13 protein-coding genes are annotated in these 16391 nt (G+C 68.5%); 7 read left to right on the top strand and 6 right to left on the bottom strand.

The annotated features are described in order from the left end of the window. The gene (gene nirB / locus VIK36_RS06890) at positions 1–2640 is read right to left on the bottom strand and encodes a nitrite reductase large subunit NirB (protein ID WP_324644599.1); all 2640 of its coding nucleotides are present in this window, start codon (positions 2638–2640) and stop codon (positions 1–3) included. 259 nt (positions 2641–2899) lie between these two features. On the opposite strand from nirB, the gene nirD reads away from it, so the two are divergent. Further along, on the top strand, positions 2900–3280 hold the full coding sequence (nirD, locus tag VIK36_RS06895; RefSeq protein ID WP_159632477.1) for a nitrite reductase small subunit NirD: 381 nt from the start codon (positions 2900–2902) through the stop codon (positions 3278–3280). A gap of 49 nt (positions 3281–3329) precedes the next feature. Here nirD and VIK36_RS06900 read toward each other — a convergent pair whose 3' ends face one another. After that, positions 3330–5078 (bottom strand): phospho-sugar mutase, encoded by a 1749-nt coding sequence (locus tag VIK36_RS06900; protein ID WP_324644600.1) that lies wholly within the window; start codon positions 5076–5078, stop codon positions 3330–3332. A gap of 57 nt (positions 5079–5135) precedes the next feature. Continuing rightward, positions 5136–5954 carry a purine-nucleoside phosphorylase gene (locus tag VIK36_RS06905; RefSeq protein WP_324644601.1) on the bottom strand — a complete coding sequence of 273 codons (819 nt, stop codon included), beginning with the start codon at positions 5952–5954 and terminating at the stop codon, positions 5136–5138. Positions 5955–6058: 104 nt separating this feature from the next. On the opposite strand from VIK36_RS06905, the gene VIK36_RS06910 reads away from it, so the two are divergent. The 6 genes from VIK36_RS06910 (at position 6059) to VIK36_RS06935 (ending at position 10977) form a co-directional block, all read left to right on the top strand. Continuing rightward, positions 6059–7474, top strand: a complete 1416-nt coding sequence (locus VIK36_RS06910; protein ID WP_255174917.1) for an NAD(P)H-quinone dehydrogenase — start codon at positions 6059–6061, stop codon at positions 7472–7474. Between the two features lie 49 nt (positions 7475–7523). Further along, a complete protein-coding gene (locus VIK36_RS06915; protein WP_324644602.1) occupies positions 7524–8282 on the top strand; it encodes a prolipoprotein diacylglyceryl transferase in 759 nt (252 codons plus the stop codon). Further along, a complete protein-coding gene (locus tag VIK36_RS06920; RefSeq protein ID WP_255174919.1) occupies positions 8279–8635 on the top strand; it encodes a hypothetical protein in 357 nt (118 codons plus the stop codon). The genes VIK36_RS06915 and VIK36_RS06920 overlap by 4 nt, the downstream gene beginning before the upstream one ends. Positions 8636–8744: 109 nt before the next feature. Continuing rightward, entirely contained in the window at positions 8745–8990 is a 246-nt protein-coding gene (locus VIK36_RS06925; protein WP_255174920.1) for a hypothetical protein, read from the top strand. Positions 8991–9006: 16 nt separating this feature from the next. Further along, a complete protein-coding gene (locus tag VIK36_RS06930; RefSeq protein WP_324644603.1) occupies positions 9007–10593 on the top strand; it encodes a radical SAM protein in 1587 nt (528 codons plus the stop codon). A 9-nt stretch (positions 10594–10602) separates the two neighbouring features. Further along, positions 10603–10977: a hypothetical protein gene (locus tag VIK36_RS06935; RefSeq protein WP_255174922.1), complete on the top strand. Its 375-nt coding sequence runs from the start codon at positions 10603–10605 to the stop codon at positions 10975–10977. Positions 10978–11018: 41 nt separating this feature from the next. Here the strand turns inward: VIK36_RS06935 and VIK36_RS06940 are convergent, their stop codons facing one another. The 3 genes from VIK36_RS06940 to VIK36_RS06950 form a co-directional block, all read right to left on the bottom strand. Beyond that, the gene (locus VIK36_RS06940) at positions 11019–12476 is read right to left on the bottom strand and encodes a benzaldehyde dehydrogenase (RefSeq protein ID WP_324644604.1); all 1458 of its coding nucleotides are present in this window, start codon (positions 12474–12476) and stop codon (positions 11019–11021) included. Between the two features lie 139 nt (positions 12477–12615). After that, positions 12616–14175 carry an FAD-dependent oxidoreductase gene (locus tag VIK36_RS06945; protein WP_324644605.1) on the bottom strand — a complete coding sequence of 520 codons (1560 nt, stop codon included), beginning with the start codon at positions 14173–14175 and terminating at the stop codon, positions 12616–12618. Further along, positions 14172–16391 carry a molybdopterin oxidoreductase family protein gene (locus tag VIK36_RS06950; protein ID WP_324644606.1) on the bottom strand — a complete coding sequence of 740 codons (2220 nt, stop codon included), beginning with the start codon at positions 16389–16391 and terminating at the stop codon, positions 14172–14174. Before VIK36_RS06950 ends, VIK36_RS06945 begins: the two co-directional genes overlap by 4 nt.

Below are 16391 nucleotides of genomic sequence, written 5' to 3' on the forward strand. Positions count from 1 at the left end.
TTATGCCTCGTTTCCAGGGGTGGTCGTGGTGGTGCGGACCGGGATGGAGGCCCCGATCAGGACTTTCCCCTTCTCCTCCGCAGTGGCGGGCCGCATCTGGCCGCGCTCGTCCGGAACGAAGGTGATGGAGTCGTCTTTTTGGTCGGGTGCGTTGACGAACGAGCGGAACCGGCGCAGGCGCTCGGGGTCCTTCAGGGTGTCAGCCCACTCGTCGACGTAGGTGTCCACGTGCTTGGCCATGGCAGCCTCGAGGTCTGCGGCGATGCCCAGCGTGTCCTTGACCACCACGTCCTCCACGTGTTTGATGCCGCCGTCGAGCTCTTCCTGCCACCGGGCCGTGCGCTGCAGGCGGTCGGCCGTGCGGATGTAGTACATGAAGTAGCGGTCGATGTACTTGATCAGGGTCTCGTCGTCCAGGTCCTTGGCCAGGAGCTGGGCGTGCGCCGGCGTGGCTCCGCCGTTGCCGCCCACATAGAGGTTCCAGCCGTCGGCGGTGGCGATCACGCCCACGTCCTTGCCGCGGGCCTCGGCGCATTCGCGGGCGCAGCCGGAGACGCCCATCTTGAGCTTGTGCGGGCTCCGCAGGCCGCGGTAGCGCAGCTCCAGCTGGATGGCCATGGCTACGGAGTCCTGGACACCGAACCGGCACCAGGTGGAACCGACGCAGGACTTCACCGTCCGCAGGCTCTTGCCGTAGGCCTGGCCGGACTCGAAGCCGGCGTCCACCAGTTCCTTCCAGATCTCCGGGAGCTGTTCCAGCCGGGCGCCGAACATGTCGATCCGCTGGCCGCCGGTGATCTTGGTGTACAGGCCGTACTTTTCGGCGACGGCGGCGATCACTCCGAGCTTCTTCGGGGTGATTTCGCCACCGGCGATGCGGGGGACCACCGAGTAGGTGCCGTCCTTCTGCATGTTGGCCAGGGCGCGGTCGTTGGTGTCCTGCAGGGTTCCGCGGCCGGCGTCCAGCACGTAGGCGCTGTTCTGGCTGGCCAGGATGTTGGCGATGGTGGGCTTGCAGATGTCGCAGCCGGCGCCGGTGCCGTACTTGGCCATGATCTCCTCGAAGGAGGTCAGTCCCAGGACACGGATGGCGTCGAAGAGTTCCTGCCTGGACAGTTCAATGTGCTCGCACAGGGCCTTGGAGACCTCGACGCCGGACTTGGTCAGCTCAGTTTCCAGCAGCTTCTTCAGCATCGGCACGCAGGAACCGCACTGGGTGCCGGCCCGGGTGCAGCCCTTCAGCTCGCCCAGCTCCTGGACGGGAGCGTTGCCCTCGCAGGCGCCGCAGCCGTTGATGGTGTCCCGGATGGTTCCCGCGGTGACGTTGTTGCAGGAGCACAGGGTGGCGTCGTCGGGCAGTTCGGTTTCCGGAGCATCGCCGCCGCCGGCCGCGCTGAGGAATGCGCCGGGCTCCGCGGGAAGTTCGCGGCCCAGGAGCGGGCGCAGGCTCATGTACGGAGAGGCGTCGCCCACGAAGATGCCGCCGAGGAGGGTCTTCGCGTCGTCGGTGGTCACGATCTTCTGGTACACGCCGCGGGCGGGGTCGGCGTAGACGATTTCCAGGGCGTGTTCGGTCCGGGCGAAGGCGTCACCGAAACTGGCTACATCCACCCCGGACAGCTTGAGCTTGGTGGCGGTGTCGAAGCCCGGGAAGGTGGCGTCGCCGCCGTGAAGCCGGTCGGCCACGATCTCGGCCATGGTGTTGGCGGGGGCCACCAGGCCCAGGCACATGCCGCCGAAGTTGGCCACTTCGCCGATGGCCCAGATGCCCGGTACTTCAGTGGCGCAGTAATCGTTGATGACCACCCCGCCGCGGGGGCCCAGGCTGAAGAGCTGGTCTTCGCCCTCGGCTGCGCGGAAGAGTTCGTCGCGGGGTTTGACGCCGACGGCGACAATCACCAGGTCTGCCGGGATGACGCGTTCGTCAGCCATGAGCACTCCGGTGACCTGGCCGTCGTCGTCCGCCAAAATTTCGGAAGGGAACACCCCGCCGTGGACCTCGAAGCCCTTGGCTTCGATGAGCCGGCCCAGGGCCTGGCCCGCGCCCTCGTCCAGCTGGGTGTTCATCAGCCAGGGAGCCCCGTTGATGACGACGGGGGTGGCACCGAGCTGCTCGGTGCCGGCGGCCGACTCAAGGCCCAGGAGTCCGCCGCCGATGGTCACCGCGTTGATTTTGCGGCCGAGCTTCGCGGTGAGTTCGGCAATGGCCTTGTTGATGGCCCACACGTCCTCGAGCGTCCGGTACACGTGGGCGTGCTCAGCACCGGGGATGGGCAGGCGTACAGCGTCCGACCCCGTGGCCACCACCAGCTGGTCGTACTCGTAGCTGTGGCCGGCGGCGGTTTCCACGCTCTTTGTTTCCGGATTGATCTTCACCACGCGCTCGCCGGTCTTCAGGACCAGCGACCCGTGGTCCCACATGGAGGCGGTGCCCAGGGTGAGATCCACGCCGGCATCGGTGAGGGCCTTGGAAAGTGCGACCCGGTCGTAGGGGAGGTGGGCTTCCTCGGTGAGGACCGTGACATGCCAGCCGTCGAGGCCGCGGGCATGCATGGCGTCCGCAAAACGGTGGGCCGCTGGGCCGCCGCCGGCGACGACGATGCGGCGCGGAGTCTCTGTGCTTGAAGTCTGTTCGGTCACTGTGGGCCTTTCGCATGGGCCGCAGACGGTGCTCTGCAGCTTGTGCATCCAGCCTAGGAAGGGGCAGTTTCGCCTCAGTTTCCCAATTGTTTCGTCAACTTAACTTCTGCATCACGAACGCATTTCCGCCCGCGTTAGGTCTCTTTTACGCGCCGGACACATTCACCGCACCCCTTTGAAACACCCGGACCCTAGCGTGGGACACGGCCGCAAAAGCTGCCAATGCAAGGGACAACAGGCACAGGGAAAGGAGCCGGACATGACGGCAACACTTGAACTTGGGGCGCTCGCCGCCGAATCAGACACCGCCGGGTTCGGGACCGGCTGGCACCGTGTCTGCATGGTGGACGACCTCGAACCGGCATGGGGCGAGGCCGCCCTGGTGGCAGGCCGCCAGGTGGCACTGTTCCGCACCGGCCCCAGCGAAGTCTTCGCCGTGGCGCACGAGGACCCCGCCACCGGAGCCCACGTCATGGCCCGCGGCATCCTCGGTTCCAAGGGCACCCGCCCCACGATCGCCTCGCCGCTGCACAAGGAGGTCTACGATCTGGAGACCGGTGAATGCTTCACCACTCCGGGCCTGCGGCTGGCAGCGTTCAGCACCCGTGTCAGGGACGGCTTCGTCGAGGTGGAGCTCTAGGATTTTCCGCAGGGAAAGGGCGCGCCGAAGCGGCGCGCCCTTTCCGTGGTTAAAGACCCAGCGCCTCGCTCACGTCGTGGAGGACTTCATCCAGCGAGGCGCGCGCAGCCTGGCGTGCCGCCGGCAGTTCCGCGGCGGAGCCCACCTGGTGGATGACTTCCAGGTAGCACTTGAGTTTGGGCTCGGTGCCGCTGGGCCGGATGATCACGCGGGTCAGGTTCCGGGTGATGTAAAGCAGGCCTTCCGTCGGCGGCAGCTGCGCGCTGCCTTCGGCCAGGTCCGTGAATACCTCCACCGCTGACTGCCCGAACGACTCCGGCGGCGAAACCCGGAGGCGGTTCATCATGGCGTCCAGCAGTCCCAGGTCCGCAACCCTGATGCTCAGCTGGTCGCTGGCATGCAGGCCGTGCTGGAGGTACAGCTCGTCCAGCGTGTCGAAGACCGTCTTGCCTGCGGCTTTGGCAGTGGCCGCGAGTTCGGCGATCAGGACCGCGGCGGAAATGCCGTCCTTGTCCTTCACCTGATCCGGGGCGACGCAGTATCCCAGCGCCTCCTCGTACCCGTAGACCAGCCCCGGGACCCGGGAAATCCACTTGAATCCGGTCAGCGTTTCCTCATGGTCGAGTCCGGCGGCCGCCGCGATGCGCGCCAGCAGGCGGGAGGACACAATCGAATTGGCGAACACACGCCGGCCGTCACCCTCCGCGACGGAGTCGCCGTCCGCGAGCCGGGCCACCATGTGGGCGCCCAGCAGGGACCCCACTTCGTCCCCGCGGAGCATGCGCCACGCGCCGGTGTCGGGGTCCTTGGCCGCCACGGCAGCCCTGTCGGCGTCGGGGTCATTGGCGATGACCAGGTCGGCGTCCAGCCGCGCCGCTGCTTCCAGGGCAAGGTCCAGTGCGCCGGGTTCCTCCGGGTTGGGGAAACTGACGGTGGGGAAATCGGGGTCCGGATCGGCCTGCTCGGCCACCACGGTGACATCCGTGAAACCTGCCGCCTTGAGTACTTCCAGCGCCGTCCCGCCGCCGACGCCGTGCAGCGGGGTCAGGACAATCCGGAGATCGCGGGCCGGAAAGCGCTCCGGCATGGCGAGTGCCGCCGTCGCCCGCTGGTACTCGGCGGCGATGGAGCCGTCCAGGACGGTCCATCCGTCCCTTGCCAGCGCTATGGACTCCAGCGGCCCCACGGCGCTGATGCGCGCGGCGATTTCGGCATCGTACGGCGCCACGATCTGGGCGCCGTCGCCCTCTGCCGTTACCGCGTGCCGCCCCAGGTACACCTTGTACCCGTTGTCCTGCGGCGGGTTGTGGCTGGCGGTGACCATGACGCCGCCGTCGCACTCCAGGGCGCGGACAGCGTAGGCCAGCAGGGGAGTGGGGAGGGCTGCCGGCAGCAGGAAGGTCTCGATGCCGGCCGCGGTGAAGATCGCCGCCGTTTCTGCCGCGAAAATATCCGAGTTGTAGCGGGCGTCATAGCCGACGACGGCGCGCGGCCTGGTGCCGGCCGCCGCCTTCGCCACGGCCTCCACCAGGAACGCCGCGAGTCCTGCTGCAGCCCGGCGGACCACCACCCGGTTCATCCGGTTTGGGCCGGGGCCCAGCGCGGCCCGCAGTCCCGCGGTGCCGAACTGCAGTGTGCCGCGGAAGCTGTCTTCCAGTTCCTGCCGGGCCGCGGGATCGCCATCCTCCACAAGGCGGACCAGCCCAAGGAGCGAGGCCTCCGTTGCGGAATCCGGGTCTTGGACAGCCCATTCGCGGGCTTCGGCGAGCAGGCGAAGTTCGGCATCGGAAGACGTCATGGGCATAACGCTATCGTCATTGCCCGCCCACGTTGCGCACCCCGGGCGCCTGGCCCGCTAGAGCCGGGCGATGATGTCAGCCAGCAGCCTGGAAATGCGCGGGCCCGCTGCCTGGCCGGACTCGATCACTTCCTGGTGGCTGAGCGGCTGGGGGCTGATGCCTGCTGCAAGGTTGGTGACCAGCGAAATACCGAACACCTCCATGCCGGCATGACGGCCTGCGATGGCCTCGAGCGCCGTCGACATGCCGATCAGGTCCGCACCGATCCGCTTGGCATACTGCACCTCTGCCGGCGTCTCATAGTGCGGGCCGGGGAACTGTGCGTACACGCCCTCGTCCAGGGTGGGGTCCACTTCCCGGGCCAGCCCGCGGATCCGCGGCGAATACAGGTCCGTCAGGTCCACGAACGTCGCGCCTTCCAGCGGGGAAGCGGCGGTGAGGTTGATGTGGTCCCGGATCAGTACCGGGGTGCCGGGGGCCCAGTCCTCATTGAGGCCGCCGCAGCCGTTGGTGAGGACAAGGGTGCTGCATCCGGCAGCCGCAGCGGTCCGGATGCCGTGCACCACGGCGCGGACGCCCTTGCCCTCGTAGTAGTGGGTCCGGGCGCCCAGGACCAGGGCGCGCTTGCCGGACGTGGTCAGCACGGAGCGGATGGTGCCAACGTGGCCCTCCACGGCGGGGGCGTGGAAGCCGGGAACCTCCTCGGCGGACAGGGTGGCGGTGGTCTCGCCGATCAGGTCTGCGGCCTCGCCCCACCCGGAGCCGAGAACCAGGGCGGTGTCATGGCGGTCCACTCCAGTTTCTTCCGCAATGTAGTCCGCGGCGGCGCGGGCGGCGGCGAACGGGTCCGTGTTCAGGAAGTCTGTTGTACTCACCAGTACAAGTTATCCTGCCGCCCATGTTGCCCCGGTCACGGCAGGCCCGGAAAGCACCCTGGTTTCTTGGTGGTCGGGCCGTAAATGGGAGAGAATGGATGACTGTGACTACGCATCCAGATTTCAGTTCCCCGCGGATCGCAATCCTGGGAGGTGGTCCCGGCGGATACGAAGCTGCCATGGTGGCCGCCTCACTGGGGGCGACCGTCACCGTCATCGAACGTGCCGGGCTCGGTGGATCCGCGGTGCTGACCGACGTAGTCCCCTCCAAGACCCTCATTGCCACGGCCGACCTCATGACCCGCGTCGCAGAGGCCGGCGAGCTGGGAGTGAAGTTCGACGTCGACGGCGGCGACTTCGTCCCGGTCATGCGCGCCGACCTCAAGCACATCAACGACCGCCTCCTTAACCTGGCCCGCAACCAGTCCCGGGACATCCGAGACGGCCTGGAGAAACAGGGCGTGCGCATCATCGAAGGCTCCGGCCGGCTCCTGGACAGCCACCGGATCGAGGTCCTGACCGTCGACGGCACCGAAACCGTCGAAGCCGACACCATCCTGCTGGCGGTGGGCGCGCACCCCCGCGAGCTGGAAACGGCCCGCCCGGACGGCGAACGGATCCTGAACTGGACGCAGATCTACAACCTCGACGAGCTGCCCGAGGAGCTCATTGTGGTGGGGTCCGGCGTCACCGGCGCCGAATTCGCGTCCGCCTACAACGGCCTGGGTTCCAAGGTCACCCTGGTCTCCAGCCGTGACCGCGTGCTGCCGGGGTCAGACGTTGACGCCGCAGTGGTCCTGGAGGAAGTCTTTGAACGCCGCGGTGTGCGGGTCCTGTCCCGCTCCCGTGCCCAGACCGTGGAACGCACGGACGACGGCGTGGTGGTCACCCTCTCCGACGGCACCAAGGTGACGGGCAGCCACTGCCTCCTGTGCCTTGGCTCCATCCCCAACACGGCGGGGATTGGCCTTGAGGAGGCAGGCGTGGCCGTGAGCGAAAGCGGCCACATCAAGGTCGACGGCGTCTCCCGGACCACGGCTCCTAACATTTACGCCGCCGGTGACTGCACCGGCGTCCTGCCGCTGGCCTCGGTGGCCGCCATGCAGGGCCGGATCGCGGTGGCGCACTTCATGGGCGACGGCGTCACCCCGCTCAAGCTCCACCAGGTGGCCTCCAACATCTTCACCTCACCGGAAATCGCGAATGTGGGTGTCTCAGAGGCCGAGATCGAGTCCGGCAAGTACCAGGCCGACGTCATCAAGCTCTCCCTGAAAAGCAACGCCCGCGCCAAGATGCGCAACGCCAAGGATGGGTTCGTGAAGATCTTCGCCCGGAAGGGCTCCGGCACGGTGATCGGCGGCGTGGTGGTCGGGCCCAACGCCTCCGAGCTGATCTTCCCCATTTCCATCGCGGTCAAGCAGAAGCTGCACGTGGACGACGTCGCCAGCACCTTCACCGTGTACCCGTCGCTCACCGGATCCATCTCCGAGGCAGCCCGCCGCCTGCACGTCCACATGTAAGGGCCGAAGGGCCCGCATTCGGTGGGCGTTCCGTTGCTACACTCTGCCCATGATTGGGCTTCCCCTTGCGGGAAACGCGCTGGTGCATGCCGGCATGGTGGGGCTGGGCATCGGTGCAGCCCTCTTGTTCTACGCCTATGAGAAGCGCCGCCGTGGCCTCACCGACCCCCGCTTGTGGCCCATCGCCGGTTTCGCCGTGGCGTTTGGGGGCATCGGCTCCCGCGTGCTCACCTGGGACGTGTCCCGGCAGGTGTCCCTGGCGGACTGGTGGGGCAACGGTGACCGGAGCATCCTCGCCGGCTTGGTGGGGGCGTGGTTCGGCGTCCACTTTGGCAAACGGCTGACAGGTTACAGGGAGTCCACGGGAGACCTGCTGGCGCCTGCGGTGGCCCTGGCCTTGGTTATCGGCCGGGTGGGCTGCCTCCTCACCGAGCTCCCGGGCACCCCCACCGGCGGATCCTGGGGCATCATCCTCACCCCTGCCCAGGCTGCGCTGGCCGGTGCCCCGGCGGGAGTGGCCCTCCATCCGTCCTTCGCCTACGAGATCGCCTTCCACCTGGCCGCCTTCGCCCTGATGTGGCGTTACCGGGACGCCATGCCCCATCCCGGTGACCTCTTCATCTGTTTCGTCAGCGCCTACGCCGTCTTCAGGTTCTTCGTCGAGTTCGTCCGGGGAAACGAGGTCCTCTGGCTTGGTTTGAGCCGCCCCCAACTGTTCCTGCTGGCGGTCCTGCCTTTACTGGCCTGGCGCGTCCGGCGGGTGTTCAGGAAGCCCGTCCGCCCTGCACTGGAAGGGACCGTGGCATGAGCGGAGAAACCCCCGATGGGCCACTGCAGCCTCCTCCACGGCGGCAAGAGAACGCCCAGGACAACGAACCACGGGGCGGGTCCCTGGGGCTGGGGGCCGTGTTTGGCGCCGTGGCGCTGTACGCGGTCTACGTCCTGGGAACCATAGCCCAGGGGCCCTATGCCTGGTCCGCAAGCTTCCTGGCCGTGCCGGCGCCCTTCATTCCCATCGTCCTGTACCTGGCCGTGGCGATCGTGCTGGCCGCACGGCGCCGGACGTCGTTCTGGGGCGCAGGGCTGCTGATCGGCCTGGGCGCTTTTGTCTTGCTCGGCGGCGGTCTCTGCATCAGCTTCCTTGTCCAGGTCCGGGCTTGATATGGACGATGACCAGGAGGCTCCGCCCCCTCCGAAGGAGCCCCACCGCCCGGGGCAGCAGGGGGAACCGCGGCGCGGCTACTTGGGCCCGGGCCTCACATTTGGCGCTTTGGCGTTGTACATCCTCTACCTTTGGGCGACAATCGGCGTCGGTGCGCCGAATTCCTGGGCGACCAGCATCCTGGCCGGACCCGCTGCCTTTGTCCCCATCGCCGTCTACCTGGGACTGGGCATTGCCCTTGCCGTGCGCCCCGATACCGCGCGGACCGGGGCGGGGATGCTGATTGGGCTGGGCATCTTCCTGTTGCTCGGCGGGGGACTGTGCGTGGGTGCCCTCGCACAGACCAGAGTCTGAGAAGGAGCACTGATCAATGAGGTCTCGAGAGTTGCCAGGGCCCGGCCAGCCGCTGCGGGGTGACCGGATCCACCGCTACGTCACGGCGTTCTGCCCCCGTTGCCATGAAACCAACCCTCCACTCAGCGAGGTCCGGCGGCTGTCCGGGGCGCTGCTGATCCACGGCGGGCGGGTGTGGCTTGAACGAGGTTGCCCGGACCACGGTTTGGTCCGCACGCTCTACGACGAGTCCCCGGAGATCCTTCGCTACCTGGAGAAATGGCAGGCGCCCACCAAGCAGCACGTTCCTGACCGGGCAGGCAATTTCCGTCCCATCCCCGAGGCGTATGCCTACGGGCTTCCCGCCATGCAGACCCAGCACACCTGCATCCTGCTCCAGGACATCATCGAGCACTGCAACCTGAAGTGCCCCACCTGTTTCACCGCCTCCGGACCGCAACTGCAGGGCGTGGCTCCGCTTGAGGAGGTGCTGGCCAATATTGATACCCGCCTGGCACGCGAGAACAACCGCCTCGATGTGCTGATGTTGTCCGGCGGTGAACCAACGCTGTACCCGTACCTGGCGGAGCTGCTGGACGAACTCGTGGCCCGGCCGATCGTGCGGATCATGGTGAACAGCAACGGCATGCTGATGGCCACTGACGACGAACTGCTTGCCCTGTTGGCGCGGCACCGTGACCGCGTGGAGGTGTACCTCCAATACGATGGCTCTTCCAGGGAGGCATCAATCCACCACCGGGGCGGCGACCTGACCCGCTACAAGGATGCGGCCATCTCCCGCCTGTCCGCGGCCGGGATATTCACAACCCTGACCATGACGGCATCCCTGGGCGTCAACGACAGTGAGATCGGTGACGTGGTGATGCGCGCCCTGGAGACCCCGTACGTGGGCGGCGTGGCGCTGCAGCCCGTGTTTGGATCCGGGCGCGGGCACGGCATCGACCCCCTGGACCGGCTCACGCATACCGGCGTCCTGGACAGGCTCGAGTCACAAACCGGTGGTGTGGTCTCCTGGCACGACCTCACGGCACTGCCGTGCTCCCATCCGCACTGCGCATCGGTGGGCTACATGCTCAAGGACGACGCCGGCACCTGGCGTTCACTGGCGGCGCTCGTAGGCCACGACCAATTGCTGTCGTGGCTCGAACTCAATCCTGACAGCATCGCCAACCGGATTGCTGACAGCGCCATCCCGCTGGAACTGCGGAACCTGATGAAGACCTCTCTGCTGGACCTGCTGAGTGAGCAGTCGTCCCTGTCGCACCCACGGACCATGGATCTTTGGAAGAACATCTGCACGCAGTGCGATCTTGGCATCGGAACGCTGACCACTTTGGCGGCAGGCAAGCTTCCGGGCCAGCAGCAGCGCCTGCGCCGGCTCCTGGCCGAGCGGGTCACCCGGATCATGGTCAAGCCCTTCATGGACATGTCCACCATGATCGAGGAACGGCTCACCCAATGCTGCGTCCACGTCGGAACCAAGGGCGACGACGGGGAGCACCAGTGCGCGCCCTTCTGCGCTGTTCAGGCATGGCCTTCCCTTGCCCGGCAGCGGATGAGCACGGTGACCGGCGCACGGCTGCTTCCGGTGCGCCAGGTTTAGGGAGGATTCATGGACCCGGCCTCTGATGCCCGGCGCATTGCTGGAGGACCCAAGCCGTCCCAACTGGTGCGCCGACACGCCGCAGCGCACTCCACCCCGCAGGGTCCGGGCACCCCCGCACCCACCGGCCAGGCACCGTATGATCCGCTCCGGTTGTGCATTTTTGCCACAGTTGCGCTGCTGGGGTGGCTGGCGGGACCTGCCGCACTGGCGGTCTTCGCCGGCCTTGGGTTTGCGGGGTACTGGAAGGCAAGGCGGCGGGGCCTGGCACGGTCCAAATGCTTCCTGCGCGACACGCGGCTCGTGCTCACTTATTTGGGTGCCCTCCTCACCGCGGGCGCTTACGGAGTCTACGTATTGGCGGGGCAAATATTCGGGCTGTGACAGGTAACCGGAGGGCTGCCCGCCCTAAGACGGGAACGGGCCTAGAACGGGTACGGGGCGATGTCCGGTCGCATGGTGAGCCACTGGATCTCGGTGAACGATTCCATGTTGGCGTGGTGGCCGCCGATCCGCGAGCCGTTGCCTGAGTTCTTCGTTCCGCCAAACGGGGAGTTCGCCTCATCGGAGACCGTCTGTTCGTTGATGTGGACCTTCCCGGAGTCCAGCCGGTCGGCGATGGTCATGGCCAGTCCGACGTCGCCCAGGATCCCGATGGACAGGCCGTACTCATTGTCGTTGGCCAGCGCCACAGCCTCATCCACGGTGGAGAACTTCATCACCGGGGCCACGGGGCCGAAGATTTCGTCCTTCCAGGCAGGACTGTCAGTGTCCAGGTCTACCAGCACGGCGGGCTTGTAGAACCGGCCATCGTGGGTTCCCCCGGCGGCGAGCCGGGCGCCCGCCTGGACCGCGTCCTGGACGATCCCGTCCACCCGCTGCAGCTGGCGCTCATCAATGACCGGCCCCAGCGCCACGGTGCCGCTCTTCGGATCTCCCACGGGCAGGTGGGCCGCCTTCTCCGACAGGGCGGCAACGTAGTCGTCGTAGATGTCCTCATGCACGATGTGGCGTCCGGCAGCCATGCAGATCTGGCCCTGGTGCATGAACGAGCCGAACGCCGCCGCGGAGGCCGCCTTGGCCAGGTCGGCGCCGGGGAGCACGATGAGCGCATTGTTGCCGCCGAGTTCAAGGTGGGCACGCTTGAGCAGGCGGCCGGCCGTTTCACCGATCTTCCGGCCGGCCGCCGTCGATCCCGTGAAAGCGATCACGCGGACCTCGGGGGCTTCGACGACGGCGGCTCCGATGTCGGCGCCGCCGGGCAGCAGGGAGAGCAGGCCCGGCGGAAGCCCGGCCTCCTCGAAGATGCGCATCACGGTCACGCCGCCGCAGACCGCGGTCCGCGGGTCCGGCTTGAGCAGCACGGCGTTACCCAATGCCAGGGCAGGGGCCACGGCGCGGATGGAGAGGATCAGCGGGAAGTTGAACGGCGCGATGACAGAGACAACACCCACCGGACGGCGCCGGGCAAAGGACCAGCGGTTTTCATTGGACGTCAGCACGTCACCGGCAGGGAGCGAGGGCAGCGCCGACGCGTCGTAGCATTCGTTGGCTGCGATATGCGTCTCCAGCCCTGCCTTGGGCGGAATGCCGCCTGATTCGCGCACAATCCAGTCCTGGACCTCGGCAGCGTGCTCCTCCCAGAGCTGTCCGGCGCGGCGCAGTACCGCTGCCCGGTCCTCGGGGTTGCGGGCAGCCCATTCCTTTTGCGCCTTCGCGGCGGCGGTTGCGGCTTCGCGGACGTCCGCCACGGAAGCCACGCCACAGCTCCCCAGCTGCCCACCGGTAGCCGGTTCCATGCTGGGGGCGGTCCCACCGCCGCCCGCCCGCCAGCCGTTGAGGTAGATTTTGCCTTCCCAGAGGGCGGAGTCGAGCAGGGACATGGGGTAGTCCTTTCGTTGTTCCGAACGGCAGGCGTCCGGCCCGGAAGATGGGCGCGCGGGTCAGTCCCGTCCATCACATGCTGCGCGGACGCCGCCGTCAAGGCCCCTCACCGGATCAGGGGCCAAAGCCCCGCAGTCGCTATGCCGCTGCCGCCTGGAAGTGCTGTTCGATCAGGCCCTTGATGTCCTCATGGCAGCCACCGCACCCAGTGCCGGCGCGGGTGGCCCTGGAAACCTCGGCCACCGTGGAGCAGCCGTCAGAGGCCGCCGCCGTGATCGTCGCCCCGCTGACCCCCGCACACCGGCAGACGGTGCCGGCGGGGTCGGCAGCCCCGGCCCCGGGCAGCTGGTCCGGTCCATCCAGTCGCAGCAGCAGTGACCGGTCCGCGGGCAGCTCAGCGCCCCGTTCAAAAAGCCCCACGAGTTCGGCCGCGGTCCGGGGCATGCCCACCGCCACCAGGCCTTCCAGCACACCGCCCCGGGTGGTCATCTTGACGTACCGGCCGTGCTCCGGATCGGCCCACTGCGACACCTGCAGGCGAGGCCTTCCGTTGACCGCACCGGCCGTGAGGGCTTCCTCGTCCCACGGCTCGGCAGCGTTGTCCCCGGCCACGGCCATGTTCATGCCCCGGGCCTTCAGGACCACGACGCCGGGCTGTTCCGGCGGCAGCGCAGGCAGCACTTCTGCGTCCGCTTCCGCCCCTTCGGCCAACAGGGTGAGGTAGCCGGCCAGCCATTCGGCCTGCCGCCAGCCCGGACCCACCAGCCCGGACGGTCCGGAGGCGTTCCGGCACGTGGCGCAGCCCGGATCCGGGCAACGGACTTCGGCGCAGTCGCCCATGGCAAAGATGTGCGGCTCGTGGTGCGCCCGCAGCCTGTGGTCCACCAGGATGCCGGCGCCGGTGGAGAGGCCGCAGCCTTCGGCCAGCTCGGTCCGGGGACGTACGCCGCAGGAGATGACCAGGAGGTCGCCGTCGATCGCCGATCCGTCATCCAGCAGCAAAGCCGAGAACCCGCCGTCGGGCGCGTTGTGCTCAACGCCGGTGGACCGGGCGTTGCCGGCCACCCGGACGCCACAGCGGCGCAGCCCTGCGGCCAGGACCGCCCCGCCGCCGCGGTCGATGCTGCGGCCCAGCGGGTGCGGGCCGTTGTGGACCACGGTGACCGTGGCACCTTCCTCAGCGGCGGCCAATGCGGTTTCCAGGCCCAGGACGCCTCCGCCCAGGACCACCACGCGCTTGCCGCCGGCCACCGCCTGCCGCAACACCCGGGCGTCGCGGAGGTCCCGCAGTGCCGTGACGCCGGTGGGCAGCACGGGGGAGGACGGGTCAGGATTGATGCCGGTAAGGTTGGGGATCACCGGCCTGGATCCGGTGGCAAACACCAGCCGGTCGTAGTGCACGGACGCGCCGTCCGAGAGAACCACCTGCTGCCGCGCCCGGTCCACGCGCCTGGCCCGGACGCCCAGCCGGACATCCACTCCCTCTGCAACCAGTTCGGCGCTGTCGGCGAGGGCAAGTGCGTCAGCGGTGGTCCGGCCGACGCCGAGATCGGCAACCAGGACGCGGTTGTAGGCAGCCTCGGCTTCCTCGCCCAGCACCGTGAGCCGGACGTGTCCGTTGCGCACGGCGGGCAGGAGCTCGTCCACCAGCCGGGCGGCCACTGGACCGAATCCCACAATGACAATCTGCTCGCTCATGAGGCCTCCGTCGTTTGAAGCATGCGGGCGGATTCGGGTGCGGCCACGGGCCGGACCCAAACGGTGTTGAACTTGAACTCGGGCATCCCGGATACCGGATCGGTTGCGGCTTCCGTCAGCCGGTTGGCGCTTTCGGCCCCGGGAAAGTGGAAGGGCAGGAACACCGTCTCCGGGCGGATCGCGGTGCTGTGCTCGGCCCGGCACACCACCTCGCCGCGCCCGTTGGACACCGATACCAGCGTTCCGGCGGCGATGCCCATGGCTTCGGCTGCCGCCGGGTGGATCTGCACCCTGGCCTCGGGCTGGGCGGCGGCGAGCTCGGCGACCCGGCGGGTCTGGGCCCCGGACTGGTAGTGCTCCAGGAGGCGGCCGGTGATGAGGGTCATGGCTGTGCCGGCGGGGGCTGTTGCGTGCCCGGCGGCTTCAGCTGCGGGAGTACGGCGGCGGCGCGGTACCACCGGGACCATGGCCGCCTTGCCGTCGGGGTGGGCGAAGCCGTCCCGGAACAGCCGCGGCGTCCCGGTGCTGCCGGCCGGGTACGGCCAGTAGGCGGCCTCGCCGCGGTCCAGCATGGCGTAATCGATGCCGGAGTAATCGGCCAGGCCGCCCGCGGACGCCAGGCGGAGTTCCTCGAAGACGGTCTCCGCATCGTCGCTGTAGGTGGAAGGGGCATCCAGCCGCTCCGCCAGGCGGGCCATGATCCAGAGCTCGCTGCGGGCGCCGGCGGGAGGGGAGATGGCGCGTCGGCGGCGCAGGACGCGGCCTTCCAGGTTGGTCAGGGTGCCTTCCTCCTCGGCCCACTGGAGCACGGGAAGGATCAGGTCCGCTTCCGCGGCGGTCTCTGACAGGAAGAAGTCGCAGACCACCAGGAAGTCCAGGCTCCGCAGCCCCTCGATCACGGCGTTGGCGTCAGGTGCCGCCACCGCAATGTTGGAGGCATGCACGAAAAGGCACCGGACGCCGTCGGGCTTTCCCAGCGATTTCAGCAGCTGGACGGCGGGCAGGCCGGGGCCGGGGATCAGGTCCTCGGGGACGCCCCAGACCGCGGCGACGTGCGCGCGGGCGGCGGGGTCGGTGATCTTGCGGTAGCCGGGCAGCTGGTCGGCTTTCTGGCCGTGCTCGCGGCCGCCCTGGCCGTTGCCTTGGCCAGTGAGGGTGCCGTAGCCGCTGCGGGCGGAGCCGGGCAGGCCCAGCAGGAGGCTGAGGTTGATGGCCGCGGTGGCGGTGTCCGTGCCGTCCACGTGCTGTTCCACGCCCCGGCCGGTGAGGATGTAGCTGCCGCCCTTGCGGGCGCCGGCGGCGAGCAGGCGTGCGGTTTCACGGATCAGCTCCGCGGGGACGCCGGTCAGGGACTGGACGCGTTCGGGCCAGAAGGAGTTCACGCTGCGGACGACGGCGCTGTAGCCCGAGGTGCGTTCCCGGAGGTAGGCGGTGTCCACCAGGTCCTCGTGGATGACCACGTGCGAAAGGCCCAGCAGCAGGGTGAGGTCGGTGCCGGGATGGGGCTGGAGGTGGAGGCCGGCGCCGTCGGCCGTGAAGGCCGCGGTGGCGGAGCGGCGGGGATCCACCACAACCAGCCCACCGGCGTCGCGGGCTCCCTGCAGGTGCTGGACGAACGGCGGCATGGTCTCGGCAACGTTGGAGCCGAGCATCAGGATGGTGCTGGCGGTGTCCAGGGCCTCGAGCGGGAAAGGCAGCCCGCGGTCCACGCCGAAGGCGCGCATTCCCGCTGCGGCCGCGGAGGACATGCAGAACCTGCCGTTGTAGTCGATCCGGGAGGTGCCCAGCGCCAGCCGGGCGAACTTGCCCAGCTGGTAGGCCTTTTCATTGGTGAGCCCGCCGCCGCCGAAAACGCCGACGGCGTCCGCACCGTACCGGGCGCGGGCGTCCTTCACTGCCGCAGCGGCGAGGTCCAGGGCCTGGTCCCAGCCGATGGGCCGGTGGATGCCGTCAGCACCTTTGAGGAGAGGCTCGGTGATCCTGCCCGCGTGGTTCAGGAGCGTGGCCGAGGTCCAGCCCTTGCGGCACAGGCCGCCGCGGTTGGTGGGGAAGTCCCGGCCGGCCACGTCCAGGACGGGGGACGCCTTGGAACCGGCAGGTGCAGGAGCGGGGCCTGGCCCCGGCTGCGAAGCCGGGGCCAGGTCCGCCGGGGACGTGAGCGTCATGGCGCACTGCAGGGCGCAGTAAGGGCAGTGCGTGTCGGCGCTTTTGGTCAT

Source organism: Pseudarthrobacter sp. LT1 (assembly GCF_035621795.1).
Taxonomy (GTDB): domain Bacteria; phylum Actinomycetota; class Actinomycetes; order Actinomycetales; family Micrococcaceae; genus Arthrobacter.

Bases quoted from the DNA above. Each gene is read 5' to 3' on its own strand.
- nirD (WP_159632477.1), top strand. From the start codon at position 2,900: ATGACGGCAACACTTGAACTTGGGGCGCTCGCCGCCGAATCAGACACC.
- VIK36_RS06900 (WP_324644600.1), bottom strand. From the start codon at position 5,078: ATGACGTCTTCCGATGCCGAACTTCGCCTGCTCGCCGAAGCCCGCGAA.
- VIK36_RS06915 (WP_324644602.1), top strand. From the start codon at position 7,524: ATGATTGGGCTTCCCCTTGCGGGAAACGCGCTGGTGCATGCCGGCATG.
- VIK36_RS06920 (WP_255174919.1), top strand. From the start codon at position 8,279: ATGAGCGGAGAAACCCCCGATGGGCCACTGCAGCCTCCTCCACGGCGG.
- VIK36_RS06930 (WP_324644603.1), top strand. From the start codon at position 9,007: ATGAGGTCTCGAGAGTTGCCAGGGCCCGGCCAGCCGCTGCGGGGTGAC.
- VIK36_RS06935 (WP_255174922.1), top strand. From the start codon at position 10,603: ATGGACCCGGCCTCTGATGCCCGGCGCATTGCTGGAGGACCCAAGCCG.
- VIK36_RS06940 (WP_324644604.1), bottom strand. From the start codon at position 12,476: ATGTCCCTGCTCGACTCCGCCCTCTGGGAAGGCAAAATCTACCTCAAC.
- VIK36_RS06945 (WP_324644605.1), bottom strand. From the start codon at position 14,175: ATGAGCGAGCAGATTGTCATTGTGGGATTCGGTCCAGTGGCCGCCCGG.
- VIK36_RS06950 (WP_324644606.1), bottom strand. From the start codon at position 16,391: ATGACCAAAAGCGCCGACACGCACTGCCCTTACTGCGCCCTGCAGTGC.